Origin of the sequence: Rhodoflexus caldus, from assembly GCF_021206925.1 — a bacterium.
Taxonomy (GTDB): Bacteria; Bacteroidota; Bacteroidia; order Cytophagales; family Thermoflexibacteraceae; genus Rhodoflexus; species Rhodoflexus caldus.
The window spans coordinates 52,622-77,434 of sequence record NZ_JAJPRF010000011.1 but is presented as its reverse complement, the minus strand read 5'-3'; the positions used below and the strand labels follow the sequence as shown (position 1 = coordinate 77,434).

At 47.6% G+C, this 24,813-nt stretch carries 25 protein-coding genes; 12 read left to right on the top strand and 13 right to left on the bottom strand.

The genetic code is table 11. From position 1 onward, the window contains the following. Positions 1-71: 71 nt before the first annotated feature. Complete coding sequence (locus NDK19_RS12435; RefSeq protein ID WP_250632219.1) at positions 72-1,034, bottom strand: FAD:protein FMN transferase; 963 nt, start codon at positions 1,032-1,034, stop codon at positions 72-74. Positions 1,035-1,051: 17 nt separating this feature from the next. Between NDK19_RS12435 and NDK19_RS12430 the strand changes: the two genes are divergently transcribed. Together NDK19_RS12430 and NDK19_RS12425 are read left to right on the top strand one after the other, a co-directional pair. Continuing rightward, positions 1,052-2,668, top strand: a complete 1,617-nt coding sequence (locus NDK19_RS12430) for a hypothetical protein (RefSeq protein WP_250632218.1) — start codon at positions 1,052-1,054, stop codon at positions 2,666-2,668. Between the two features lie 100 nt (positions 2,669-2,768). Next, positions 2,769-3,671, top strand: coding sequence for a hydroxypyruvate isomerase family protein (locus tag NDK19_RS12425; protein ID WP_250632217.1), 903 nt, complete (start codon positions 2,769-2,771; stop codon positions 3,669-3,671). A 43-nt stretch (positions 3,672-3,714) separates the two neighbouring features. On the opposite strand, the gene NDK19_RS12420 is transcribed toward NDK19_RS12425, so the two are convergent. After that, positions 3,715-4,593, bottom strand: a complete 879-nt coding sequence (locus NDK19_RS12420) for a bile acid:sodium symporter family protein (RefSeq protein WP_250632216.1) — start codon at positions 4,591-4,593, stop codon at positions 3,715-3,717. A gap of 94 nt (positions 4,594-4,687) precedes the next feature. On the opposite strand from NDK19_RS12420, the gene NDK19_RS12415 reads away from it, so the two are divergent. Beyond that, complete coding sequence (locus NDK19_RS12415) at positions 4,688-5,743, top strand: hypothetical protein (protein ID WP_250632215.1); 1,056 nt, start codon at positions 4,688-4,690, stop codon at positions 5,741-5,743. Between the two features lie 121 nt (positions 5,744-5,864). Here NDK19_RS12415 and NDK19_RS12410 read toward each other — a convergent pair whose 3' ends face one another. Genes NDK19_RS12410 through NDK19_RS12400 form a run of 3 tightly spaced genes read right to left on the bottom strand, consistent with a single transcriptional unit; the run spans position 5,865 to position 9,248 of the window. After that, positions 5,865-7,562 carry a sodium:solute symporter family protein gene (locus NDK19_RS12410; RefSeq protein ID WP_250632214.1) on the bottom strand — a complete coding sequence of 566 codons (1,698 nt, stop codon included), beginning with the start codon at positions 7,560-7,562 and terminating at the stop codon, positions 5,865-5,867. A gap of 32 nt (positions 7,563-7,594) precedes the next feature. Beyond that, positions 7,595-7,864 carry a DUF4212 domain-containing protein gene (locus NDK19_RS12405; protein ID WP_250632213.1) on the bottom strand — a complete coding sequence of 90 codons (270 nt, stop codon included), beginning with the start codon at positions 7,862-7,864 and terminating at the stop codon, positions 7,595-7,597. Positions 7,865-7,889: 25 nt separating this feature from the next. Beyond that, positions 7,890-9,248, bottom strand: a complete 1,359-nt coding sequence (locus NDK19_RS12400; protein ID WP_250632212.1) for a porin — start codon at positions 9,246-9,248, stop codon at positions 7,890-7,892. 145 nt (positions 9,249-9,393) lie between these two features. On the opposite strand from NDK19_RS12400, the gene NDK19_RS12395 reads away from it, so the two are divergent. From NDK19_RS12395 to NDK19_RS12375, 5 genes are all read left to right on the top strand, one after another. Further along, positions 9,394-9,639 (top strand): MoaD/ThiS family protein, encoded by a 246-nt coding sequence (locus tag NDK19_RS12395; protein WP_250632211.1) that lies wholly within the window; start codon positions 9,394-9,396, stop codon positions 9,637-9,639. A 418-nt stretch (positions 9,640-10,057) separates the two neighbouring features. Then, entirely contained in the window at positions 10,058-10,687 is a 630-nt protein-coding gene (locus tag NDK19_RS12390; RefSeq protein ID WP_250632210.1) for a TetR family transcriptional regulator C-terminal domain-containing protein, read from the top strand. Between the two features lie 97 nt (positions 10,688-10,784). Then, the gene (locus tag NDK19_RS12385; RefSeq protein WP_250632209.1) at positions 10,785-12,101 is read left to right on the top strand and encodes an ABC1 kinase family protein; all 1,317 of its coding nucleotides are present in this window, start codon (positions 10,785-10,787) and stop codon (positions 12,099-12,101) included. A gap of 94 nt (positions 12,102-12,195) precedes the next feature. Further along, a complete protein-coding gene (locus NDK19_RS12380; RefSeq protein WP_250632208.1) occupies positions 12,196-12,753 on the top strand; it encodes a SiaB family protein kinase in 558 nt (185 codons plus the stop codon). 9 nt (positions 12,754-12,762) lie between these two features. Continuing rightward, complete coding sequence (locus NDK19_RS12375) at positions 12,763-13,140, top strand: DUF1987 domain-containing protein (protein WP_250632207.1); 378 nt, start codon at positions 12,763-12,765, stop codon at positions 13,138-13,140. Here NDK19_RS12375 and NDK19_RS12370 read toward each other — a convergent pair. Together NDK19_RS12370 and NDK19_RS12365 are read right to left on the bottom strand one after the other, a co-directional pair. Then, positions 13,121-14,308 carry a lycopene cyclase family protein gene (locus NDK19_RS12370; protein WP_250632206.1) on the bottom strand — a complete coding sequence of 396 codons (1,188 nt, stop codon included), beginning with the start codon at positions 14,306-14,308 and terminating at the stop codon, positions 13,121-13,123. The two genes, NDK19_RS12375 and NDK19_RS12370, sit on opposite strands and share 20 nt — an antisense overlap. After that, positions 14,305-15,669 (bottom strand): alanine/glycine:cation symporter family protein, encoded by a 1,365-nt coding sequence (locus NDK19_RS12365; RefSeq protein ID WP_250632205.1) that lies wholly within the window; start codon positions 15,667-15,669, stop codon positions 14,305-14,307. Before NDK19_RS12365 ends, NDK19_RS12370 begins: the two co-directional genes overlap by 4 nt. Positions 15,670-15,812: 143 nt before the next feature. On the opposite strand from NDK19_RS12365, the gene NDK19_RS12360 reads away from it, so the two are divergent. The 4 genes from NDK19_RS12360 to NDK19_RS12345 are packed head-to-tail and all read left to right on the top strand — an operon-like array spanning position 15,813 to position 19,155. After that, positions 15,813-17,315 (top strand): cytochrome c, encoded by a 1,503-nt coding sequence (locus NDK19_RS12360; RefSeq protein WP_250632204.1) that lies wholly within the window; start codon positions 15,813-15,815, stop codon positions 17,313-17,315. 14 nt (positions 17,316-17,329) lie between these two features. Further along, a complete protein-coding gene (locus tag NDK19_RS12355) occupies positions 17,330-18,673 on the top strand; it encodes a c-type cytochrome (RefSeq protein ID WP_250632203.1) in 1,344 nt (447 codons plus the stop codon). 11 nt (positions 18,674-18,684) lie between these two features. Beyond that, entirely contained in the window at positions 18,685-18,987 is a 303-nt protein-coding gene (locus tag NDK19_RS12350) for a DUF6787 family protein (RefSeq protein ID WP_250632202.1), read from the top strand. An 18-nt stretch (positions 18,988-19,005) separates the two neighbouring features. Further along, positions 19,006-19,155: a hypothetical protein gene (locus NDK19_RS12345; protein WP_250632201.1), complete on the top strand. Its 150-nt coding sequence runs from the start codon at positions 19,006-19,008 to the stop codon at positions 19,153-19,155. A 359-nt stretch (positions 19,156-19,514) separates the two neighbouring features. Here NDK19_RS12345 and kdsB read toward each other — a convergent pair whose 3' ends face one another. From kdsB to NDK19_RS12315, 6 genes are all read right to left on the bottom strand, one after another. After that, the gene (gene kdsB / locus NDK19_RS12340; protein WP_250632200.1) at positions 19,515-20,270 is read right to left on the bottom strand and encodes a 3-deoxy-manno-octulosonate cytidylyltransferase; all 756 of its coding nucleotides are present in this window, start codon (positions 20,268-20,270) and stop codon (positions 19,515-19,517) included. Between the two features lie 55 nt (positions 20,271-20,325). After that, the gene (locus NDK19_RS12335; protein ID WP_250632199.1) at positions 20,326-20,547 is read right to left on the bottom strand and encodes a helix-turn-helix domain-containing protein; all 222 of its coding nucleotides are present in this window, start codon (positions 20,545-20,547) and stop codon (positions 20,326-20,328) included. Positions 20,548-20,630: 83 nt separating this feature from the next. Continuing rightward, positions 20,631-21,173, bottom strand: a complete 543-nt coding sequence (locus NDK19_RS12330) for a T9SS type A sorting domain-containing protein (protein WP_250632198.1) — start codon at positions 21,171-21,173, stop codon at positions 20,631-20,633. Then, complete coding sequence (locus NDK19_RS12325; protein ID WP_250632197.1) at positions 21,166-22,737, bottom strand: serine protease; 1,572 nt, start codon at positions 22,735-22,737, stop codon at positions 21,166-21,168. The genes NDK19_RS12330 and NDK19_RS12325 overlap by 8 nt, the downstream gene beginning before the upstream one ends. Positions 22,738-22,811: 74 nt before the next feature. Further along, positions 22,812-23,498 carry a hypothetical protein gene (locus NDK19_RS12320; RefSeq protein WP_250632196.1) on the bottom strand — a complete coding sequence of 229 codons (687 nt, stop codon included), beginning with the start codon at positions 23,496-23,498 and terminating at the stop codon, positions 22,812-22,814. 285 nt (positions 23,499-23,783) lie between these two features. After that, the gene (locus tag NDK19_RS12315; protein WP_250632195.1) at positions 23,784-24,737 is read right to left on the bottom strand and encodes a tryptophan 2,3-dioxygenase family protein; all 954 of its coding nucleotides are present in this window, start codon (positions 24,735-24,737) and stop codon (positions 23,784-23,786) included. Positions 24,738-24,813: the final 76 nt, after the last annotated feature.

The window sequence follows — 24,813 nt, the reverse complement described above, 5'->3', positions numbered from 1 at the left end:
TTTATTTGGGGTATTTTCACACAAAATCCACTGATTATCAAATGGATAGTGAATAGTTCGCGTCCCCTTACTTACCTTAAATGCCAAACAAACGCAAAATCATATTTTCGCTGCAAGCGAGGGGCATATCGGCTGCTTTTTGCTTCGCCCATGACGGAAAAAGCAGACGAAAGCGCGTCGGCAAGAGCAGCATCGGCACACATGACCGATACGCGCGTGCGGTGCGTTACGCCCATGCCCGTGCGCGGATTGATGACATGCGAGTAGCGGTGTCCGCCAATTTCCACAAAGCGAAAATCATCGCCTGAGGTGGCAAGCGCCGCCCTTTGCAAACTGACCGTATCGCTGCCCACCAGCACGCGCCAGCCGTTTGTGCCGTCGGGGGCATCGCCTGCCAGCAGGTCGCCGCCGCCTTCAATCAGGGTTTTTCGGAAGCCGTATTGACGCAGAACCTGTTGCATCTGTGCGTTGGCATAACCTTTGGCAATGCCGCCGAGGTCTAATTTCATGCCTTTGCGGGTGAGTTTGACCTTACGCTCTTTGGGATAGAGGCGGATATAGCGGTAGCCCGTGGCGGAAAGGGCTGCCTTTAATCGCTGCGGGTCGGGCAGTTCTTTTTGGCGCACGGCACGCCGCCAGAGTTGCGTCAGTGCGCCGATGCTGACATCAAACGCCCCGTCGGTCAATCGGGAAATTGCTTGCGACAGTTGCAACACCTCCCATAACGCGGGACTGACCACTACTCGTTGCCCGCTGCCTGCCGTAGCGGAAAGGCGGTTGAGTTCGCTGTCCGAGCGGTAGTCGCTCATGATGAGGTTGAGCGAATCCAACAGGTTAAAGGCTGCCTTTGCCGCCGCTGCCGCACGGGCGCTGTCATCGGCAATGATTTGGATGCGAAACAGCGTTCCCATTTGCCCGTGCTCAAAAACAAGCGCTTGGGCGCGACTTGTACCCTGCAAAACTGCCCACAGCATACAGCCGATTATGTAATAAAAGTTTCTTTTCACGTGCGGCATTTTTCCCATCTTTGCCATGATTGAAATCAAGACGTATGCGACCGTATTTTTTGATGATTACATGGTTTTTCGGACTTATCGGCTACGGCGTGCAAGGGCAAAACACCTTCGGTTACAGCGTTTCGTTAGAACCCGTTGTCATTCCCAACCTGCCGGGCATTCACTCTTACGCATTTGCGCAGCACGAGGGCAAGTGGCTCATCATCGGCGGACGCAGAGACGGCATCCATGCCCGCCAACCCAATGCCTCATTCCCGCAAGCCGCCAACAATACCGAAATTATGGTGATTGACGTGAACGAAAGGCGATTTTGGCGCACTTCGGTCAATAATCTGAGCGGCAGGCTTGCCGAACAGATGCAATCTACGAATATGAACTTTTATCAGGACGGCGATACGCTCTACCTAACGGGCGGCTACGGATTTTCCGCCACTGCCAACGACCATATCACCTTTCCGCACCTGACTTCTGTGCGCGTATCGGGTCTGATAAATGCCATTGTATCGGGCAATAACAACATTGCGCCCTTTTTCAAACAGATAACCGACGACGTTTTCGCCGTAACGGGCGGACAAATGGGCAAAATCGGGCGGTTCTACTACTTGGTCGGCGGGCACAGGTTCGACGGGCGCTACAACCCGATGAACAACCCTACTTTTACGCAAGCCTATACCAACCAAATCCGCAAGTTTACACTCAACAACAGCGGCACGCAATTGAGCTACGCTAATTACAGCGCCGTTACCGACCCCATCCACTTGCGCCGTCGCGATTTTAACCTGTTGCCACAAATTTTTCCCGACCGCAGCGTTGGATATACCATTTCGGCAGGGGTTTTCCAAATCAATGCGGATTTGCCTTTTCTCTATCCTGTGGACATCACCGAACGCGGCTACACGCCCGTTACCTCATTCAGCCAATACCTGAGCCACTACCACAGTGCCAAAACCTGCCTCTACGACAGCACCGCCAACGAAATGCACACCTTGTTTTTCGGCGGCATCAGCCAATATTTCTACCGCGATAACACGCTTGTGCAAGACAATTTAGTGCCTTTTGTAAGAACCGTCAGCCTGCTGACGCGCTATGCCGACGGCACATTGAAAGAATTTTTGTTGCCCGTAGAAATGCCCGGACTCAAAGGCGCGGGTTCGGAATTCATTCCCAACCCGAACTTGCCGCAATACCCTTCAAAAATTTTCAAACTGAACAACATCAACCAAAACTCATTCATCGTAGGGCATATTTTGGGCGGCATTAACAGCCCTTCCGCCAACCCGTTCAGTGCCAACCAAACCAATACTACAACAGCCGATGCAAGCATTTATGCCGTGCGCCTGACAAAAACCGCACCGTTGAGTGCTGCCGAAATGGACGGCAAGCACAACTACGGGGTGAAACTTTCGCCCAACCCCGCAACAACGGAAATTAGGGCGGAATTTTACCTGAACCGCCCCGTTCACGTGCAATATTTCATTACCGATTCAAGCGGACGCATCGTAGCTGCCGAGAAAAACCTTACCGTAGTAGTTGCGGGCGACAATCGGCTCAATATTTCGCTGCCTGCCCACCTGCCGCCGCAAGTGCTCACCGTTACGATGATATTTGACAAGCGGTATTACTTCACCCAAAAAATCGTGAAAACGCCGTAGCCGTTTGGCGCGCTGCATTTGTTGCGTATCTTTATTGCTGAAAATTTATCTGCCATATTCAACAAAATGTGGACAGCATTTCCAAATTCAGTGCAAACCCATGAAACGACGCGATTTTGTCATTAAAACAACAGTTGCAGGAACGGCTCTTTCTGCTTTGGCTTCCCAATCGTTTGGTGCTGCTGCCAAGCATAAGTTTAATTTGAACTATGCACCCCACTTTGGCATGTTTGAGCAACACGCAGGCAAAGACCTGATTGAGCAACTGAAATTTATGGCAGATGAGGGATTTACTGCACTGGAAGATAACGGTTTACTGCAACGCCCTGCATCGGAACAAGTGAAAATAGGCGAAGCCCTTGCCAAATTAAACATGCAAATGGGCGTTTTCGTGATTGACGGCGGCGATAATTGGAAAACCTCACTCACCACAGGCAAGCCCGAATTTCGCGATAACTTCCTTAAAACCTGTCAGGCAGCCGTGGCAGCCGCCAAGCGCGTCAATGCCAAATGGGTAACGGTAGTACCGGGGTATTTTGAGCGTCGCTTGCCCATCGGCATCCAGACAGCCAACGTAATAGATACCCTGCGCCGCGCTGTTGATATTTTGGAACCGCACGGTATAGTCATGGTTCTCGAGCCGCTCAGCGATACGCCTGACCTGTTCTTGCGCAACTCCGACCAAGCCTACATGATTTGCAAGGCAGTTAAAAGTCCGTCATGCAAAATTCTGTACGATATCTACCACATGCAGCGAAACGAGGGTCATCTCATCAGCAATATGGAGCTTTGCTGGGACGAAATCGGCTACATCCAAATTGGCGATAATCCCGGGCGAAAAGAGCCTGCCACCGGTGAAATCAACTACCTAAACGTGTTTAAGTACATCTACGAAAAAGGCTACAAAGGCATTTTAGGCATGGAGCACGGCAATGCCAAGCCCGGCAAAGAGGGGGAACGCGCCTTGATAGAAGCATACAGAAAGGTAGATAATTTTAGGTAGACACGTTTAGGAAAGAGTGCCGAATTTCAACTCCGCTTTCAAGCTAATGGGTTGCCTGCCGACGAAAAAACCAAATAGCAGCCACACCTGTGATGCACATCGTAATACCATAAACCGCTGCGGGCACTGCCATTTCGGGGCGATTGAGCAAAAAGGGACTGGAAGCAATCGTAATGCCTAATGTGCCGTTCTGAATCCCTGTTTCTATGGATATGGTAATTGACTGACTAACAGGCAGTTGAAGTATTTTCCCTATCAGAAAACCCAAGGTAAGCGATGCCAGATTCAGCACCAGTACTACCGGGCCTGCCTGTGCGATAAAATCCCAAACACTGCCCCGTTGCTGAATTACAACCACAATTAATGCTACTGCCAATATGATGAACAGGGCAGAAATCCAACTCATCGGCTTTTCAAACCAACGGGCAAAACGCGGAAACAGCCCGTTAATCAACATACCGATGCTCACAGGCAGGGCAGTCAGGGTAATGATTTGAATGATGGTTTTGACAACAGGTAATTGGATTTCCTGTCCCTCACCCGTAAAATGAGCAAGTGAAGCATTGATAATCAAAGGGATAGAAAAAACCGTTACGACACTGGAAAGCGCCGTGAGCGTAATAGAGAGCGCCACATCGCCGCGCGAAAAATAAGTAATCAGGTTGGAAGTAGCACCGCCCGGGCAGGCAGCTATTATCATCACCCCTAAGGCAATAACCGTTGGCAATGGCCACACGCTCACAATCAGCCAGCCAAGCAGCGGCAAAAGCAACACTTGACTTGCCAAGCCTGCCAGTGCCGCCTTCGGAAAAACAGCCACACGCTTAAAATCCGCAGGGCTGAGCGTCATGCCCATGCCCAACATCAGTACCGCCAGAATGGCAGGAAAAAGAACGCCTGAAATAAATGCCGTATCCATCATTTTTTCATTTCCATGTGGGCAAAATTTAAACAAAGTTATCCGCAAATAACCCACTTTGCTTTAAATTCGTTTGATACATTGATAAGTACACAACATGATGACAATAACCCATCTGCTACGCATCGGGGCAGTTTTTTTGCTGTTTTTCTGTCTTGATTTATCATCGGCATACGCTCAAAAAAAGGACTCCACGCAAACAGGTAAATATGCGGGTAATTACCGCGCAGGCAAACGGCACGGACGCGGCACTTTCATCTGGCCGGATGGCAGCAAATACGTAGGCATGTGGCGCAACGACCTGATGGACGGACGCGGCACTTACACAGGCAAAGACGGCAGCATTTACGACGGCAACTGGGTGCAGGGCAAACGCAGCGGCTACGGACTCTACACCTGGCCAAACGGCGACCGTTACGCAGGCGAATTTCTGAACGATAAAAGACACGGCGAGGGCAAATTAACCTCTGCCGACGGCGGCTCACATGAAGGCACATGGGCAAACGACGAGCCCAACGGCTATGGCGTGCGCATTTGGCCGAGCGGTGCCAAGTACATGGGCGATTGGAAAATGGGCAAACGGCACGGCAGAGGTGTAATGATTTATCCCGACGGGCGGATTGAACAAGGCGACTTTGCCAACGATAACTACATCGCCTGCAAATGCAGCGACTCCGTTGTTTCAGTACAAAAGGCTTTTGAAAATGCAGATGCCGTATTTCATGGCAAAATCACGGGATTTGTGGATATGGGCGTAAAAAAATACGCCATTTTTGATGTTATCCAACTTTGGAAAGGCGTTGTACTGCAAGACCGCAATATCTACATAGAAGTAGGGTTCAGTTCCTGCGACTGGCTGTTTTTCAAAGGCGAAGAATACCTGATTTATGCCACCGGAAACGCCGATTATACCTACAAAACCGGCCTTTGTACACGCAGCGAACTGATAAGCCGCGCCAATTATGATTTGGAATGGCTCAACAAATTGGAGTGTAAAAAGAACCGACCGGCAGATGTGCGTGCCGGCAGCTATTCAAGCTCTACCGCTGCGGCTGTCTGTGGCTGCGACGGAATGACTTACCGCAATGCTGCCGAGGCGTTGCGAAACGGTATTTCGCAATGGAAAGCGGGCAAATGTGATAACGTGAGGTAAAAGTACTATCAGTTGTTTGCTGAATTTTTCCTGATTTTCGTGTACACACCTGCGGGTAATCCTTCCACCTGACGGGCTTATAAGACCCGTCAGGTTTGTGTATATCAGCAATAACTTGCCATCAGTGATGCCCTGATGCGGCCTTGGCTCCTTTCGGGTAGCGTATGCTTTCGGTCAAATGTTGCACACGCACGGGCGGCGGCGGTGTGAAGGCACTAATCACAATGGAAATAAAGAAGTTGGCAAACATCGCAACCGTTCCGAAACCCTCGGGAGAAATGCCCAGCCACCAGTCTTTGGGAGTAGTTTCGCCAAAGGCATTGAACTTAAACGCCAGCATGTAGTAAATCATGAGCAGCAAGCCGCCTACCATACCCGCCACAGCACCTTCTTTGTTCATGCGCTTGTAGAAAATGCCGAGGATAATGGCAGGGAAAAATGAAGCAGCGGCCAGCCCAAATGCCAGCGCCACTACTGCCGCCACAAATCCGGGAGGATTGATGCCGAAATAGCCCGCAATAACCACGGCAAACACTGATGCACTACGCGCCGCGAGCAACTCCTGCTTTTCGGTAATTTTTGGCATCAACTGCTTTTTGAGCAAGTCGTGCGAAATTGCGGCGGAAATCACCAGCAACAAGCCCGCTGCCGTAGAGAGTGCTGCTGCCAAACCACCGGCTGCTACCAGCGCAATTACCCAATTGGGCAGCTTGGCAATTTCCGGATTGGCAAGCACCATAATATCGTTGTCTATTTTCAACTCATTTTTATCCTTATCGGCCACGTACTGAATCAAGCCGTCCGTGTTCTTGTCTTCAAACTTAATCAGTTGGGTTGTCTCCCATTTTTTGAACCACTCAGGCATAGCGGCGTATGGCTGATTGCTGACGGTCTGAATCAGATTGGTGCGGGCAAATGCTGCAATGGCAGGCGCTGTGGTGTACAAGATGGCAATAAACAGCAGCGCATACCCCGCAGAGGAGCGGGCATCACGCACTTTGGGAACCGTAAAAAAGCGCACAATCACATGCGGCAATCCGGCAGTACCTATCATCAGCGCAAAGGTGATGGCAAATACGTCTATCAGCGCCTTAGAACCGTCGGTATATTCGGTAAAGCCCAATTCGCGGTTCAACCCATCAAGTTTGTCGAGCAGATAAACGCCCGGTTCGGCTGCCAGTGTGCCGCCAAAGCCTAATTGCGGCACGGGATTGCCCGTCAGTTGGATAGAAATAAAAATTGCCGGAACCATGTAGGCAAAAATCAGGATAACATACTGCGCCACCTGCGTGTAGGTAATACCTTTCATACCGCCCAGTACGGCATAGAACAGCACGATGAACATCCCGATAATTACGCCCGTGTTGATATCCACTTCCAGAAAGCGGGAAAATACAATGCCTACGCCGCGCATTTGCCCTGCTACGTAGGTGAACGAAACAAAAAGAGCGCAAATAACGGCTACTGTCCGCGCTACGTTGGAATAATAGCGTTCCCCGATAAAATCAGGGACGGTGAATTTGCCAAACTTGCGCAAGTAAGGAGCAAGCAGCAGTGCCAGCAACACGTAACCTCCCGTCCAACCCATCAGATACACCGAGCCGTCGTAGCCTGCAAATGAAATAATGCCGGCCATTGAAATAAAAGAGGCTGCCGACATCCAATCGGCGGCTGTTGCCATGCCGTTGGCCAGCGGAGAAACACCACCGCCTGCCACATAAAATTCTTTGGTAGAGTTTGCTCGTGTCCAGAGTGCAATGCTGATATACAGCGCAAAACTCAGCCCTACAATGATATAAGTCCAAATTTGAACATCCATGAGATTGATTTGTTTAAAGCGGCCGATTATGTTTATTTTTCATCAACATCAAATTCCTTGTCTAACTTGTTCATCTGACGAACGTAGATGACGATTAATGCAAGGAAAATATAAATAGAGCCTTGCTGAGCAAACCAAAAGCCTAATTTAAAGCCACCCAATCGGTAAGCATTCAGCTCTTTTACAAAAAAAATACTCAAAAAGCACGATACAAGCAGCCATATGCCAAGCAATACGGCTAAGATGCGCAGGTTTCGCCGCCAATATTGGCGCAAGTGTTCGGTTTCTTCCGATGTTTTCATTTTCGTGGGTAGGTAAAAAGGTGAATCAAATAAAAATATGGGTTTGCAAAATCCACTCGCCGTAGAGTTTGCCAAGTTTATTGCGGTTCAGGTCGTACACAGGTCTTGCGCCATATTGCAGCGATATTTTGGCATTATGCTGATTAATAAACCATTGAAAACCAATATCAAACTGATGAGATGGCTGGTTGAGATACTCAAAATTTTTCCACGTATGCGTTGCATAAGGCATAAACTGTGTACCGTTTTTCAACTTGGGAAGCCCAAAACCAACCTGCGTGTACCAGATTTGCCCCGTCCCGATGGTTGGCTGTGCATTGCCGGGGCCGTTAAAGGAGACGGTGGTCGGGTTAAAATTGATTTCAGGATTCAATATGCCAATATTGCGCAGGTAGTTAGGGCCGAAATCGTAATTGTAGAATACCGAATACAGCGAGAGAAAATTTTTACCGCCATTCAACGGCCGGTCGTAGAACAAATCGGCACCCCATAGCACGATATCGTGCTTTGTCTTAACCCCATTTTGCAGACTGGCCGTAGATTCGGGATGGTAGTAAAAGCCCGCACCAATGTTAAAAACCGTTTTTGCGCCAAGGTAACTGCCTACAAAAAAAGGCAGTTTGTTGGATTCACTTTCTTTGAACATGTAATTGAAATAGCCCGAGAACGCTGCTTTTTCGGTTGCCGTACCAAAAGCGCGGTTTTCCAGCGGCTGTCGGTCAAACAGAAACGGCTTATTAACGGCAATCCGATAGTCAAACTTTCCCAATTGCCCTTTGGCATATACGCCGTACTGGCGGGCAAATTGGTCATTGTTTTCAATCAGCGGCCAGTTAAAAATCGGCGCATCCATGGTCATAAAATTTAGCGTACTGTGGCTGCTCATGCGCGAAATGCCGTTCCAATAGTGCAAACCCGTACCGATATAGAGTTTTTTATCGGCAATCATGTACTCCGTCCAGATATCATGAAAAAAAATCTGCGGTTTTTTGTTGCCGGAAATTACCTGATTGGTTGCATCTGTACCGGGAGCGCCGCCGGAGGCAAAATTCTGATTGTTAATGCCGAAGTGGGTCAGCACTAAAAAGCGAGGAGAAACCTGTGCATAGGCCAAAAAACGGGAACGCCGCACCCCAAAATCAACCGATGCAGGCATATCTTCTCCCGTATAGGAACGCGTACCCGGGTTGTTCTGCGTACGACTCAGCCAGAAGTGATGCCAAATAATAAAACGGACATACTTGTTGCCGCTGTCATCCAATTTTAGGGTCAGTGGTTTGTACGAATGGTCAATGCCTTTTTGACCATCGCCCTGCGCGCAGGCAGTAATTGAAAACGCGCACCATACTACACAAAAGCTAATTGCATGAAGCCATTTGCCCATGAAAAAAAGGTAAACTTTTTGGTAAACCAACAAAAAGCGTAATTGAGGAATAGCTGATTGATAAGACAAGATAACAAGGCATCCGCATACAAAGCAATTATCTGTTCATTTTTTGTTAGGCGCGGTAAATTGTATTTTTGTTTGCATGAAAATTTCCATTCTACTTTTCGGGATTCTGCGCGAACAACTCAGCACATCGTCGTTGGAGTGGCAAATTGCACAGGAACATTACACCGTAGCCGATTTGCTCAACGAACTGAAAACCACTTACCCAATGATGGGCGCACTTAAATCGGTAGCGGTGGCCATCAACGGCGAGTATGCACTGCCCGACTACATCATTCGCCCAACCGACGAAATCGCACTGATTCCGCCTGTAAGCGGAGGGTAAAACCATTGCCTGAGCATCTGGCTAAATGGAATGCATGGCATAGGCAGAACCTGACGGGCATCCAAGATTCGTCAGGGTTACATGCCTAATCTTGCGCAAACCAATTGCGCTAATTTGTAAAATATTTTTGCTGATTTTTTTAAATCTGAAATCCCACATCCAAATCCCGAAATGCCGGTTGGGGCTTACTTATGCAAAATTGTAAGTGATTTTGCGAAAAATGCTTTTTTGGTAAGTTGTTGAAAAACAGCAGTTTAAACCTAAAAGGTCTTAAAAACCTGTCAGGTTTGTATATACGCCCCCGCGAAAAAAACAACGGCAGCCAATGTTTTTCATTGTTTGAGAACCTTTTAGCTGCTCAATCAGTTAAAATAGGTGGAATCAAAATTGAAAGTTTTTGCTATCAGCATCCCTCATTATGGAACAAATCAAGCAGGAATACATCCGCTACGTACTGAATCACGGCAAACGCCCCGCCTCTGTGTTTACCTTCATGCAAAGCCTCAATATGGATGAAAAATCGTTTTACGACCACTATTCATCTTTTGCCGCTTTGGAAGAGGCCGTATGGGACGATGCCTTTAACGACACAATTAACAAGTTGCGCAACGACAGCGTTTTTGAAGAGTACAGTGCCCGCGAAAAGATGCTTGCCATGTACTACGGTTACATAGAAACACTGAAAAATGTTCGCAGTTTTGCCAAAATGACCTATGAGCAGCGGGGCAGCTTAGAACGCCGCCTCTGCGGAGAACCGAACCTGTTTGCCCGCTTAGAAAAATCTTTTGATAGTTTTGTAAAAGGAATTATCAACGACGGCATATATACCGGAGAAATAACAGACCGCCCTTTCCTGACCGACCGCTATGCAGGCTTTCTTTGGTGGCAAATGGAATTTATCATTGGTTTCTGGATAAAAGACAACAGCCAAAGTTTTGAAAGAACCGATGCAGCCATTGAAAAAGCCGTTAATCTCTCCTTTGACCTGTTAGGTAAAAACATCGCAGATTCGGCCTTTGACTTCGCCAAATTTGTTTTTGCACGTTGAACAAGTGCTTACACATAGGCAACATAACCGTTAGGATGCACACGCACCCGACGCATGTTATATTCTACTTGCATACCTACAAGAAAAATCACTCGTTATGGCAGAAGATAAGCCAAAAGTCCAAGACACTATACCAACCACCAAAGCCGAACGCGCCGCCAAATTTGTTAAAACAGGTGTCAAACTCGGCGGCAACTACATCAAGCACTACGCCAAGCGATTGGTGGACAGCAATGTCAGCCGCGAAGACCTGCACCGCGACAATGCAGAGGACATCTACGAAACGCTCAGCGAACTGAAGGGCAGCGCTTTGAAAGTAGCCCAAATGATGAGCATGGATAAAAACATGCTTCCCACTGCCTATCAGGAGAAGTTCACGATGGCTCAGTATTCTGCGCCGCCGCTTTCCTATCCGCTGGTAGTGAAGACTTTTCAGCAATTTTTCGGCAAAAACCCGAACGAAATATTTGACACGTTTACCAAAGATGCGGTTAATGCGGCTTCTATTGGGCAGGTACACAAAGCAACCAAAGGCGGACAAACTTTTGCCGTCAAAATTCAGTATCCGGGCGTTGCCGACAGCATCGCTTCCGACCTGAAAATGGTGCGCCCCTTTGCCGTACAGATTCTGGGACTCAATGAGCGCGACTTAGACCTCTACATGAGCGAAGTCCAAAACATGCTCATAGCAGAAACCGATTATGAACTGGAAATGAGCCGTGCCGACTGCATCGCCAAAGCCTGTACCCACATACCCAATCTGGCATTCCCGAAATATTATCCCGAATATACATCCAAACGCATTCTGACCATGGACTGGATGTCGGGTAAGCACTTGGATGATTTCCTCAAAGACAACCCTTCGCAAGAAGTCCGCAACCAAATCGGGCAAGCACTGTGGGACTTCTATGACTACCAAATGCACCGCATGTTGATGGTACATGCCGACCCACACCCGGGTAACTTTCTGATGCGCCCCGACGGCACATTGGGCATCATAGACTTTGGTTGTGTGAAAGTTATTCCGCCTGACTATTATAAAGCCCATTTCCGCGTTATCAATCCCCGCATTTTTGATGACCCCGCAGGTTTAGAGCAAACCTTCTACGATTTGGGTTTCATTTATGAAGACGACAGCCCCGCCATCAAGCAACTGTTCATGGAAACATTCAGCGAAATGATTTACCTGACCGTTCGCCCATTCCGTGAAGAAACTTTTGATTTTGGCGATGAAAGCTACTTTATGCAACTCTATCAGTTTGGCGAACGCTTGTCCAAAATGGACGAACTCAAAAAATCCAAAAAAGCGCGGGGCGCAAAAGATGCTTTGTACCTCAACCGCACCTATTTCGGGCTTTACTCCATGCTTAACAGCCTGAAAGCCAATATCAGAACGCATACAAGTTGGCAATAAGCAATGCGCCGTTTGCAAAAAAACGGCGCATTTTTTTTAACAGTCATACCTTTTAAATTTCTGAATTTGCCCGAAACCCTTATATTTGCTTACAATGAGCCAACAAAATAACAACGATACGACTTACGACTTTTACAAGTTAGTGGAAGAACATCATATTCTGCTTGCTTTTCAGGGTATGATGACTACTGATGTTCTGACCATGATGGGCAGAAACGTAAAAGAACAAGCGGAAAGCGATATAACAAGACGGCGGATTTTTAGCGTTATGGTGGAGTTGGTACAAAACATTAACCTCTACTCTGCCGAAAAAGACTATTCGGAGTCTGATAAAAAAATGGTCGGTAAAGGCATCGTTGTTATTGCAACCAATGACGATGAGAGTGCTTTCACAGTTGGTTCGGGCAATACGGTAAAAAACGAGCAAATTGACTATCTGAAACAGAAATTGGATTACATTAACCAACTTGACGATGAGCAACTGCGCGGCTATTTCAGGCAGCAGTTGCGAACACCCGAAGACCAAGACAGCACAGGGCTCGTAGGCGTTATCAGAAAAGCCAAAAATCCCCTGCGCTACGAATTTCTACCGACCGATAATGAGCACAGTTTTTTCATTCTGACAGTACAAATCAATCAGGAAAAAAAATAAAGTAGATAGATGGAGAATTTTTCGATTACCGGCTCAAATTATATTCCGACCGTGCACTTCGACGCGCAGTCGGGAGTGCTTGAGATTTCCGGTGAATCTTACCATGAATATACCGTAGAGTTTTTTCAACCTATCATCAAATGGCTGCGCGATTACTTGGCAACGCCGGGCAGAGAAATCGTTTTTAACTTCAAAATGATTTACTTCAACACCAGCAGCTCTCGCCGTTTTCTGGAAATTTTTGACATGCTGGAAGACTACCAGCGCAGCAAAAAAGGCAAAGTAACCGTCAATTGGTACTACCAAAACAATGACTTTGACATGCTCGAGAGTGGTCAAGAGTTTGCCGAAGACGTAAATCTGCCTTTCAACTTCTATACTTTTTAATCTTTTTCACAGGCTTTCGGCTGAAAAACAGATTGCGGATAGACTGCAAAAAAGGCATCGGCGGAACAGATGCCATAATCAGCAGGTCTTCGCCAAAGTGCGTCTGTTCATCCAAAAAGCGCAAAACCCGCTCAATGGGATTGTTCCTAAACATTTCCGAAAAAATTTCTGCGATTTTCCAACCCTCGCGGTGCATGATGTTGAGCAGCATGGCATCGTAAACCCTGAACTGCGGGCGGTAAGACTCTTTGTAAAACGGTGTGCCGTTCTCCCGCAAACTCTTGACAATCCGTTCTACTTGCCGCTGAATCCTGATGAAGGCATAGCCCGTGGAAGGTTTGGACATACCGCCTTGTACACCTATGCGCACGATGCGTCCCTTGCGGCTCTCAAAGCGGTAATCAGTCATCGGGATAACGGCAAATTCTGTTTCTTCTATCTCATAATCAGTCAGTTGCAGCCGATTGTGGATGTAGTCCCGCAACTCTTGGTCATACTCGGCTTCGGGAAGCAAATCGCGTGAAAAGCCCGTGTACTCTACCAACGCCAAATTGTTGGCATAGGGCAGAATGTAGAAAAAATACACGCCGTCTTTCTGTTCCGTTCGGAAGTCAAACATCGTGATGGCGTTGTCATCAAAAAAAGGCTGCGGCGTGCGGATGACATAGCCCTTGAAATGTTGCCGGATATAGTGATAATCAGCGTGGTAGGGGCTGAATAGCTCCGCCCTGAACAGCGAATCAAAGAGGTAGTTGCCCGTGAACCGCTGCCCGTTGACGGTTGCGTACACCTGCTCACCCTCCTGCCCTACTTCGGTAATTTCGCCGTATGTGAAAGAAATATTGGCTGCCTGTTGCAATACGCGGTTTACTTCCCTGTAAAAATCAATGCCGCGAATGGTGGAATAGCGGTAGCGGGTCAGGTCAAATTGTCGGTTAAGCGTATCGGAAACAAAGTTGATTTTTTTCCATGTGCGATGGGCAATGTGGTCAAACATCGTCGGTGCGGCAGCCCAAAAGCTCCATGTGCGGTCGTTGCTTTTTTTGGCTTCGCGGTCTATAATCAGCACCTTTTTATCCTGCAAATCAGGACTTTGCGCAATGGCATAGGCAAGGCTCAAACCTGCCAACCCACCGCCGGCGATGATGTAATCGTAGTGGTTTGTCATTTCCCCATCCGTTGAAAATAGTCGTTCATGGCTGCCTTTACTTTGGGGGCTAACATAAGCGCAGCAAACATGTTGGGCAGTGCCATCAGTGCATATGCGCCGTCAATCAGCCCGACCATTGCCGTAAGCGAAGCCACCGCGCCCATGATGATGCTGCCCACGTAGATGTAGTTGTACCAATGTTGCCGCTTGGCGCCAAACAAATAGCCGAAACACTTGCCGCCGAAATAGGAATAAGTAAACAGCGTTGTCAGTGCGAAGATGGCAGCGCAGGCAATCAGTACGTACTGCCCAAAGCCCGGCATGGCTGACTGAAAGGCTTCCAGCGTCATGGCTACGCCGTTGCTTTTCGGGTTTTGCCAAACGCCCGTTACGATGATGGAAAGCGCGGTCATGGTGCAAATCAGCAGGGTATCTATCGCAGGGCCGAACATGGCAACCAACCCTTCGCGGACGGGTTCGGTGGTTTTGGCTGCCCCGTGTGCCAGCGGTGCTGTCCCGATGCCCGCTTCGTTGGAAAATGCCGCCCGCTTCACGCCCGTCAGGATGAGCGCGCCCAAAGCACCGCCCAGCACGGCATCCCCCGAAAAGGCATCCCTGAAAATCAGCGCAAAAGAAGCGGGAACGTTTTCTATGTTGCTTAGAATCACAAACAGCACAGAAGCCACGTACAGCACCACCATTGTAGGCACAAGTTTGGAAGCCACATCGGCAATGCGCTGCAAACCGCCAAAAATGACAAAGGACACCAATACCGTAATGACAATGCCCGTGATGAGGTTAGAGGTAAAAGGGTCTGCCGAAGCCCAGCCGTTGGGCAACAGCACCACTTCGCGGATGATTTGCGTGAGTTGGTTTGCCTGAAAAGCGGGGAACATACCAATCATGCCCGCCGATGCAAAGAAAATCGCCAAAGGTTTCCACCGCTGCCCCAAACCTTCGGTGATGATGTACATCGGTCCGCCTTGGATGTTGCCTTCGCTGTCTTTGCCGCGGTACATAATGGCAAGCGTACAGTCAAAAAACTTGATAGCCATGCCGAAAAATGCGCTTACCCACATCCAAAACAACGCCCCGGGTCCGCCTGTGGCAATGGCAACCGCTACACCGCTGATGTTACCCATGCCTACCGTAGCGGCAATGGCACTGGAAAGGGCTGCAAAGTGGCTGATGTCGCCGGGGGAATCCTTATCGTCGTATTTGCCGCGCAGGATATTAACGGCATGTCCCAAGTAAAGATAGGGCTTAAACCCCGAATAGACGGCAAAGAAAATACCGCCGCCAACCAGCAAAGCCACCAAGTGGTAGCCCCATGCAAAGTCGCTGAATGCCACGCAGATGGCTTCAAATTTTTCTAACATGTGCTTACAAAGGGGGTGTTTCGGGCAAAGATAGGCTTTGCGACCTACAAACCGTAAAAAGTACCATTTTCACCGTAAAATATGACTTTACTTGCCTGCCCCCTGCCGCTACTTTTGCATAGGTCTAAAAATGCACAAGCCGTATGGACTTTCCTATATTTCACCTTGACTTTTTAAACAATCGCGTGCTGATAGCCATCATCGCTATTTTGCACGTGCTGATTAACCACGCGCTGGCAGTCGGTTTCATTCCTATGGTAACTTTTATGGAATGGCTTGGCTTCAAAACACAGGATGAGCGCTGGGACAAACTGGCTTACAAAATTATGTTTGTAGGCTTTGTTATCACCACTACCATTGGCGCAATGACGGGCGTGGGCATCTGGCTGTCTTCTTCGCTTATCAATCCTTATTCCATCGGCAGTCTGATTCGCGTGTTTTTCTTCGCATGGTTTACCGAATGGATTGTATTCGTTACCGAAGTCGTACTGATTCTGATTTATTTCCTCACATGGAAAAAATCCAATGCAAGTTTCCGCAGCAAAGGCAAGCACATTCTCTTGGGCGTAGGTCTGAGTGTTGCCTCATGGTTTACCATGGCAATTATTGTGGGCATTTTGGGCTTTATGATGGATACGGGCAACTGGCTGACCGAACGTTCGCTGGTGCACGGCTTCACTAACCCGATTTATTTGCCGCAACTTGCCTTCCGCACGCCGCTGGCAATGGTAATGGCAGGCGCAATGGGGCTTTTCCTGACCATTGTTTTCACCAAAAAAGGCGAAGAAATCCGCTACAAAGCCTTGCGATTCTTGGGCGGCTGGATGCTGTTCTGGATGCCGTTTTCGTTGGCTGCTTCGCTGTGGTACTACAAAGTCATCCCTACGCTGATGATTGGCAACATGGCGGTTGCGGTCGGTACGCAGGACTTTCAGGATTGGTACAACCTGCTGACCAAGTTCATATTCGGTGCGTTGGGCGTTTCCTTCATCGTGGCACTGGCAAGCCGTTGGAAGCCGCAGCAAGTCCCTGCCTACGCCTACGTAGTCCCCGTGATAGTGATGCTGGGCTTTGCGGGCATCTTTGAGCGCATCCGCGAATTTATCCGCAAACCCTACGTTATCGGTAACTACATGTATTCCAACGGCATACGGGTAGATGAATACCCGCTCTTGCAAAAAGAAGGCGTGCTCAAATTTGCCACCTACGTGAAGCACCGCGAAGTTACCGAAGCCAACAAAGTAGAAGCGGGTAAAGATGTGTTCATGGTAGCGTGCAGCCGCTGCCACACCACAAGCGGCATTAACTCTATCGTTTCGGTGTTTGACCGCATGTACGGCGGCAAGGGGCAGCCGTTCCCGCAAGGAGCAATGAAAAACTACATCAAAAACATGCACAATGCCCGCTACTACATGCCGCCCTTCCCCGGCAATGAAAAAGAGTTGGACGCATTGGTGTCATACATTGCGCAGTTGCAGGTCTATCCTGAAAGCATAGAGGGCGCACAAACTGCCGGAACGCCCGTGCAAACAACCCCCGAAGAGATTAAACAACTTTCCGAACGCATACTTGCCCGCAAAGAAAGTGAGCGCAACGACAAGCAACTTGCCGAAAAAAGCAACACGGAAGCCAATTTGAAACAATAATTTTTTGAAGAGCCATGAAAACCTTGCTGTTCATATTAGCGCAAGTTCCCGTTCCGAAAGATTTGGACTTGCCTCTGCCCATGCCCGAATGGTTTTTGGTGGGCGTGCTGGTGGTGTCGTTCCTGCTGCACATCATTTTCGTGGATTTGATGGTCGGCGGCGTGCTGCTCACCCTCTGGTTTGAGTGGAAAGGCTTGCGCAACAAAGGCTACGACGCGCTGGCACACGAAATTGCCAAAACCGTTACGGTGAACAAAAGCCTTGCCGTAGTGTTGGGCGTTGCCCCGCTGCTGGCTATCAACACGCTGTACACCATCTATTTCTACTCTGCCAATGCCCTCACGGGGCTTGCGTGGATTATGATTATTCCGTTGGTTACGGTGGCTTTCCTGCTGACCTATGCCCACAAATATTCTTGGGAAAAGTTGGCACAGCAAAAAGAATTGCATTTAGCCATTATCGGCGTATCGGCACTGATTTTCCTGTTCATTCCGTTCATTTTTCTGACCAACGTAAACCTGATGCTTTTCCCCGAAAAATGGGGAACGGTGAAGGGCTTTTTGGAAGCGTTGATGTTGCCTAACGTGCTGCCGCGCTATCTGTTCTTCATCGTCGGCACGCTGGCGGTTACGGGGCTGTTCCTGTTTTGGTATTTCGGTCGGCAATCGTATGAATTTGAGGAAAAATTGCCCGATTTGAACCGCTACCAAGTGCGCAAAATGTTCTACGGGCTGGCGTTCGGTGCGCTGGCGGTTCAGGTGGCATTGGTCGGTCCGATTCTGATTAGCACGCTGCCTTCCAAAGGCATCAGCCCTACGCTGGTAGTTACGCTGCTGGCAGGTGTAGCCTTAGTAGCTCCTGCACTGTATTGGATGTGGCAAGATATGACTTCGCCCAACCCCGTTCATTTGGACAGGCACTTCGGCAAGGTGGCTTCCCTGATGCTGGTAACCGTATTGGTAATGGGTAGCGGCAGACACATCTACCGCGCCAATGCCATAGAGCCGCACCGCGAACTGATGGCAGAGAAAACCGCTGCTTACCGCGAACTGATAGCGCAACACGCCCAAGCCATGCAAAACAACCCGAGCGGCGAACTGCTTGCCGACGCGGGCGGCAGCGCAGGCGAAGCCGTCTTTCAGAAAAATTGCAGTGCCTGCCATGCGCAAGATGTTAAAGTGGTTGGTCCGCCCGTTACCGAAATGGTCAGCATTTACAAAAATGACCCCGAAGGACTCAAAAAGTGGATTAAAGCCCCCGGCAAAAAGCGCAGCGATGCGCCCCAAATGCCCGGCTTTGCCCAACTTTCCGATGATGAACTGCAAGCGCTTTCCGAATACATTTTGCACATCAACTAACCTACAAGCCTATGTTTGAGCGATTGAAAAACAAATGGCAAATTACAAGCAATGCCCAACTGCTTGCCGTTTTGCTGACCTTCACACTTGCCGGCAGCTCGGTAGTGTGGGTGCGGAAGTTCGTCTTCCAACTGTTGGGCTATACGGAAGCCACCCCCGTGTGGATAAAAACTGTTACGTACCTGCTCCTCCTGTTTCCTTCATACCAGCTGTTATTACTCGTTTACGGAACGCTGCTTGGGCAATTCCGATTCTTTTGGAACAAGGAAAAAGCCCTGTGGCACAAACTTTTACACAAACCTGCTCACAAGTAACTTTAAATGCATTGAGCCATGAAAACCGAAAATGTGTTCAGTAAGCCCTATACCGACGACCAAAAATGGGCAATGGGCATGTTCATTAACAGTGTGCGCGTGTTCCTGCTGGCTACTGCCGCTTTCATAGCGGGCATTCTGACCGTTTTGTACGCGCTGGCAGAGTAGGAACTGCCGCTTGCAGTCTTGCGAAAACCTCGCGGTGAAGCACTCAAACGCTTTGCCGTGAGGTTTTCCGATTTTTTTAAGCGAATTAGAATGTAATCATTTTTTTGACGATACTTTCATCTGCCGTCAGGGATATTTATACGCAAACATTTGTTTTTCAAAAACTTACACAAAACACCTGCGCAAACCACCTGCGTTTTTGTGCAAATCCCCCATAGCGGTCGGACGGAACGCCGCAGACCCTAACATAGGTTAAGTAAAAATATAACTTTTCCAATAGAACTTAAATAGTTCACGTAATTCAAAGCAATTGCAGGTGCAGGGTAAAATTCCTCAGGGCAACTTACCCTGTCTGCTGCTTATATACCGGAGAGTTCCGCCATTTCAACAGCTCTTACAAGGTCTTCGGGAGTTTCCACGCAGAAACTGTCTTCGTTGGTGAGGGCTGTCTGGATACGATAGCCGTGTTCCAGCCAACGCAGTTGCTCTAATTTTTCACATTCCTCCAAAGGTGAAGGCGCAAGGCGCGTAATGGCTTCCAGCACCTCGCTGCGATAGCCGTAAATACCTACATGGCGGTAAAAAGTGTGGTGTTGCAGCCAGTTCTCCAACGGAATGCCGCGCAGGTGCGGAATGGCCTGACGGCTGAAATAAATAGCCTCACCATTAGCTTTGAGTACTACTTTGGCCTCGCCCGGGTCGGTGAGTTGTTCGGTTGTATCTACTTTGATAATCAGCGTGGCAATATCTGCACCTTCGCGTTGCAGTGCCTCAGCCACTAAGTCTATTTGCGAGGGCTTGATGAAAGGTTCGTCGCCCTGAATATTGATGACATGTGAAAAATGTCCTGCCGTTTTTTGCAGCGCCTCAAAACAGCGATCGGTGCCACTGGGATGGTCTTCGTGCGTAAAAACTACTTCGCCGCCAAAGCGTTGCACTTCTTCTGCCACTAATTCATGGTCGGTAGCAACCACCACTTTGGCCAGCGAGCTACAACCGCTAACCTGTTCATATACGCGGCGCAACATGGTTTTTCCGGCAATATCGGCCAGCACTTTGCCCGGAAAGCGTGTAGAAGCATAGCGGGCAGGGATAATTCCCAGAATCTGATTCATAAACAACAGTATTTCGCCTGAAAGATACAAAAGCCTTTCGGGATATGTATCTCCTTTATGGGGCAGGTAATTGCCATTCGCTTGTGTAAACATAGCGCCTGCGACGGCGACAGAAGGACAGCGGCGCCCCCATGTCTTTGAGTCGTTTCAGGTAGCGGTACAGTGTTCGCTCGCCTATGCCCAGGCGTTTTGCTATTTCCGATGGCATGCCGGCGCGTCCTTTGATAATGAGTTCATGAAGATAAGCCAGCAGAGCGGTATCTATCTTGGAAAGCATTTGGTTCGTAATTATTTGGTAGTTGAATGGAAGATACGGTTTGTTGTATGAACAAACCGTATCTTTTCAAAGATTTTTAAAAATTAATAACTCAAAGGAGCACCTATCTGGATTTGTTTCTTCTCTAATAGCTCTCCTGAAGTCCCTAATATGTGCAAGAAATAAACCCCTCTTGGTAATTTACTGACAGATAGAGTTAGTTGACCATTGTTGTCCGATTCTCCTCTTAGTACTTCCTCTGCTCTATTGTTAAAAAGTATAGCAGTAAAGGCTGGTGGAACTTGTTGTTTTCCGTTCAAATCTGCCGTATTTGTTCTTGTTTCATCGGGTACAGCTTTAATAGTTAGTATATCGTCCCCCGGATTAGGGCCATAGCTAAACCGCCAACCACTAAAGCCATTGCAGACAAATACCTGAAACGATTGCCAGCCACTCCATCCTGCACAATTTCTAACTCTTACCATGAGGGTAACCCATTGTCCTGTAAAAGTATTTGCAAATACTGTTGCAGTAAGACCATTAGATGGGTTTGCAACAACCTGTACATTACTCGATGTTGACGACCACTGAGCCTGTTCAATTCTGGCTAAATTAGGTATGCTAGTAGTGGATGCTCCATCATACATATATAACTCCTAAACCTAAGCCGCTTTGACATACAGACATACCTGCTCCTGAAACACTTATCAAATTAGTTACAGGAAAGTTTGGACTTCCGGCAGTTGTAGTAGAGTTAGCAGGTGATGAGTTAAGAGTCATAACATTCAAATTACCCGGATCTAACCAGTCCTTAAGGCGTGTATTTGGCGTACCACCACCTTCCCAGGCTAAATCAAAACGACCATAATAAGAGTAGTCTGGGTTATTACAAGAAGGGTTCACAGGTGCTCCTCCTGTTAATACACCTATAAGTCTTTTATTTTGGTCTAATAAGCCTGAACCAGAAGAGCCAGGCTGAGTGCCTGCACCAATAGTTTGTGGGCTACCACTATTAAAGGTTACGAAATTAAAATTGACAGGATTATAGGGAGGGTCTATTTGAAAAGTAGGTGGAAGATTTGTAGTAACAGGCAGTCTGGAAAGCGAAATTTTCATCAAATCCCCTCTTGGGTGATGAAGACATGCTACCGGCGCGGCAGATGTATTCAGACCACAGTTGTAACGCGACCATCCCAAGTACCAGATTCCATTATTGGCAAGCATCTGATTGAACCCAAATACGCCTAAAGAACCTGTTCTGAGTTCCAAAAGTGCGACATCGGTAGCTTCATGAATTGCCCTTACATCTGCTCCCATAGACCACACAAACCATGAACTTTGGGGCGGTATTATATTATTATTGCATTGCGAACTTCGGTACTTAAATCTGAAAACAGTAGAAGATGCAATCAAAGCAGGTGCGAGCTCAATACTATGAAATGCAGTTATGAAATACGGTCTTTGTGAATTAGCGTTAGAGATTACTCCTGAGTTATTAATCAGTTGTCCTGTGTAGCCATCTTCGCCAAAAAAGCATAACGCTACCGCATTAGATTCATTCGTATAGTTGCTTTCGCAAATGACATTGCGCTGACAGGCTAATGCTGTTTCTGTTCGGCCATTGCTAATAGCTGCTTCCTGTTCAGCAGCAAAATAATCGCGGTAGCCTAAAGTAACTTTTTCTATCTGAACGACAGATGTTCCAATGGCTCCCTCCGGTTCAAAAAGTTCAATAATACTTTCATCTCCGATTAATAGATCGGTAGCAAATGAATCAGGTGTCTTAAATATTCCACCCGCAATCGGACCCATCACCATACTGCTGTCAGGTGTGTATATTTTCAGCCATGCATTTTCAGCCAGGAAAAATTTCTTATAAGCAAAGCTAATTGACTTTGCTCCCTCAGCTTTGATTCTATAGCGGAAAACCCTTCCCTTAGCTTCTTGTTTCCATTGCGGCTGTTTGAGCAAGTCTATTGATACGTCAAAGGTCTTACCAAATTGATAAGTTGGCTTTGACTTTTGCCGATTATTTGCTTCTTCCGAAGCAAGTATATTTTTTGCATCAAAAAACGCCATGTTAAAAGTTGGTACATCGGTCTTGTCAGGAGCCTTTCGCATGGGCTTACCGAAATAATGTATATGGTACTGGGCATTTACATTGAATGTCAGAAAGAATAAAATCAAGAGAAAGAATTGTTTTTTGTTCATTGTGATTATTTGTTTGTGTGAATCAATAACTCATGGAGCATACGCAAATGCTCCATGAGAAAAATAAATATAACTCATTGCACCACCAGCGGCAACTCACCTTCAAAGGCATAGGATTGGAGGGGCAGTAGTTTTTCATCACCTGAGGGTATAGGTGAGTAACCAGGCTTAGGTTCGCCCAGTAATAATGCTATGCGCAGTCTGATGCGATAGCGCCCCACAGGTAACTTCTCTAAGTTTCCTTCAATTACTCTCCACTCAGGGACTCTACATCTTCGCCTTTTGAGATATTCCAAATATGGAACAGGTGCTAAAGATTGTAAATATGGAAGCTCAAAGGAGCGCGGCGTATCAAAAATCAATGAATCAAAAGCAGCTATTACATGTCCATATGGACCTCTGCATTGGGCGCTATTACTCCATTTGATAATGGGGGGGGCGTCTTGATCTACAATAAATAATTCAGGAGTCAGATAAGACTCAGGTGCAGCATTATTCCACCATAACCGCGTTTCTCCCTGATTAATGATATAGAGATACACGCGGAAAGGTTCACCTTTTCGGAAGCAGTTTTTAGGATTTCCGTCAAGGTCGGTTACGCCAAACTCAAATCGCACAGGGCCTTCGGTTTTAACTACGGGTTTCGGGTCGGGTGGACAGGCAGGAGGCACCGGATCAGGGTTTGATTTGTTGCAACTGCCCAGTGCCATTGCAAGCATCCATGCAGTTAAAAGCGCAATTGATAATCGGATGGGTTTCATAAGTTGTAATAGATTTTAGGTTTATGGTTTATCAGCCTTTTGAGAGGCGGCTGTTACTAATGAAATCACATATGCAACAGCTTCACCGATAAAAGACGATTTACCGAGGTAAAACAAGCCCTGCCGACTGCCACTTGCAAATTTTTACACTGTTAATTTCACTTAAAATTGACAGTATATGCAGATATCCCTGCAACGCATTTTTATTTCTTTGTTTTCACCATAAAAAAACACCTCTCTGTGCAGTAAATCAGCACAGAGAGGTGTCCATATAGCCAAATAATATTATCCCTTCAACTTTTGTATCACCCAGCTTTTGCCCCATTCATTTTTTTCTTCTGTTGTCCACAATTCAGGATAGAAAATTCTTTTCTGAAAGCGGGGTGGTAAATATTCTTGCCAATTTGTGCCACCTGTGGCTGCAATGTCGGCAGGTTCGCGTTTCAGGTAGCGCATGGCAGAACTCAGGTGTGCCAGCGGCCAGTCAATATTCACCAATGCGTCTAATTCGCGGAGGGCTTCTTTAGCCGCTTCATGGTCGGCAAAATGGGTACGGTAGAGCCGCCAGAGGTTGCAGTCGCGGTAACGATGTGCCAGCCCGATGAGTTGCTCGGAATATTTAGCCTCAAATTGCTTGAGTGTCAGGGTTTGTTTGCCGGTGGCCAGCTCTGTTGCGCCCTTTTTCCAATACACGTTTTCATACATTTCCTCAATGGTTGTATGCGTGTCTATTTGCGGGCGAAAATCTTTTGCTACCAGATTTTTAAAATCGGTTGCACAAATTTCTATCATGCGGTATTGTGCAGACTGAAAGCCACTGGAAGGCAGCAACGACATGCGGAATTTGAGAAACTGCGCCTGCTCCATTCCTTCTACCATTACGGTAAAAGAACTGACTAATTGTTTAAAATATCGCGAAATTCGCCTAACTTTATCAACAAACATAGCAGCATCGGGCGATGATGCAGTGGCCAGTTGGCGCATTTCGTGCAGGCAAAGTTTAAAATACAGCTCCGTAATCTGATGGTAGGAAATAAATATCATTTCATCGGGGAAGTCCGTTTTCGGATTTTGCAGGCTGAGCAAGGTATCCAGATGGATGTAGTCCCAGTAGGTGAGATAATTGGCATAGAGCAGGCCGTCCAGATAGGATGACAAATCTTGTCCCATGACCTCATACTTTTCTTCCAGTTTCCTGACCTGCGCCAAAATGTTATCGGGTATCTGATTGATTTCCATAAAGATTCATCAAAAAAATAAACGGCTCAAAATAACGCATAAAAACAATACACCGTACTTTTGCATTATAGGGAAA

What these genes read in the sequence shown, in the direction of transcription:
- NDK19_RS12325 (WP_250632197.1), bottom strand. Translation starts at nt 22,737, where the DNA reads ATGAACAAAAAACAATTCTTTCTCTTGATTTTATTCTTTCTGACATTC.
- NDK19_RS12330 (WP_250632198.1), bottom strand. Translation starts at nt 21,173, where the DNA reads ATGTATGATGGAGCATCCACTACTAGCATACCTAATTTAGCCAGAATT.
- NDK19_RS12415 (WP_250632215.1), top strand. Translation starts at nt 4,688, where the DNA reads ATGATGACAATAACCCATCTGCTACGCATCGGGGCAGTTTTTTTGCTG.
- NDK19_RS12395 (WP_250632211.1), top strand. Translation starts at nt 9,394, where the DNA reads ATGAAAATTTCCATTCTACTTTTCGGGATTCTGCGCGAACAACTCAGC.
- NDK19_RS12380 (WP_250632208.1), top strand. Translation starts at nt 12,196, where the DNA reads ATGAGCCAACAAAATAACAACGATACGACTTACGACTTTTACAAGTTA.
- NDK19_RS12375 (WP_250632207.1), top strand. Translation starts at nt 12,763, where the DNA reads ATGGAGAATTTTTCGATTACCGGCTCAAATTATATTCCGACCGTGCAC.
- NDK19_RS12350 (WP_250632202.1), top strand. Translation starts at nt 18,685, where the DNA reads ATGTTTGAGCGATTGAAAAACAAATGGCAAATTACAAGCAATGCCCAA.
- NDK19_RS12360 (WP_250632204.1), top strand. Translation starts at nt 15,813, where the DNA reads ATGGACTTTCCTATATTTCACCTTGACTTTTTAAACAATCGCGTGCTG.
- NDK19_RS12335 (WP_250632199.1), bottom strand. Translation starts at nt 20,547, where the DNA reads ATGCTTTCCAAGATAGATACCGCTCTGCTGGCTTATCTTCATGAACTC.
- NDK19_RS12385 (WP_250632209.1), top strand. Translation starts at nt 10,785, where the DNA reads ATGGCAGAAGATAAGCCAAAAGTCCAAGACACTATACCAACCACCAAA.
- NDK19_RS12320 (WP_250632196.1), bottom strand. Translation starts at nt 23,498, where the DNA reads ATGAAACCCATCCGATTATCAATTGCGCTTTTAACTGCATGGATGCTT.
- NDK19_RS12435 (WP_250632219.1), bottom strand. Translation starts at nt 1,034, where the DNA reads ATGGCAAAGATGGGAAAAATGCCGCACGTGAAAAGAAACTTTTATTAC.
- NDK19_RS12370 (WP_250632206.1), bottom strand. Translation starts at nt 14,308, where the DNA reads ATGACAAACCACTACGATTACATCATCGCCGGCGGTGGGTTGGCAGGT.
- NDK19_RS12365 (WP_250632205.1), bottom strand. Translation starts at nt 15,669, where the DNA reads ATGTTAGAAAAATTTGAAGCCATCTGCGTGGCATTCAGCGACTTTGCA.
- NDK19_RS12390 (WP_250632210.1), top strand. Translation starts at nt 10,058, where the DNA reads ATGGAACAAATCAAGCAGGAATACATCCGCTACGTACTGAATCACGGC.
- NDK19_RS12355 (WP_250632203.1), top strand. Translation starts at nt 17,330, where the DNA reads ATGAAAACCTTGCTGTTCATATTAGCGCAAGTTCCCGTTCCGAAAGAT.
- NDK19_RS12425 (WP_250632217.1), top strand. Translation starts at nt 2,769, where the DNA reads ATGAAACGACGCGATTTTGTCATTAAAACAACAGTTGCAGGAACGGCT.
- NDK19_RS12345 (WP_250632201.1), top strand. Translation starts at nt 19,006, where the DNA reads ATGAAAACCGAAAATGTGTTCAGTAAGCCCTATACCGACGACCAAAAA.
- NDK19_RS12405 (WP_250632213.1), bottom strand. Translation starts at nt 7,864, where the DNA reads ATGAAAACATCGGAAGAAACCGAACACTTGCGCCAATATTGGCGGCGA.
- NDK19_RS12410 (WP_250632214.1), bottom strand. Translation starts at nt 7,562, where the DNA reads ATGGATGTTCAAATTTGGACTTATATCATTGTAGGGCTGAGTTTTGCG.
- NDK19_RS12420 (WP_250632216.1), bottom strand. Translation starts at nt 4,593, where the DNA reads ATGATGGATACGGCATTTATTTCAGGCGTTCTTTTTCCTGCCATTCTG.
- NDK19_RS12430 (WP_250632218.1), top strand. Translation starts at nt 1,052, where the DNA reads ATGCGACCGTATTTTTTGATGATTACATGGTTTTTCGGACTTATCGGC.
- NDK19_RS12315 (WP_250632195.1), bottom strand. Translation starts at nt 24,737, where the DNA reads ATGGAAATCAATCAGATACCCGATAACATTTTGGCGCAGGTCAGGAAA.
- NDK19_RS12400 (WP_250632212.1), bottom strand. Translation starts at nt 9,248, where the DNA reads ATGGGCAAATGGCTTCATGCAATTAGCTTTTGTGTAGTATGGTGCGCG.
- kdsB (WP_250632200.1), bottom strand. Translation starts at nt 20,270, where the DNA reads ATGAATCAGATTCTGGGAATTATCCCTGCCCGCTATGCTTCTACACGC.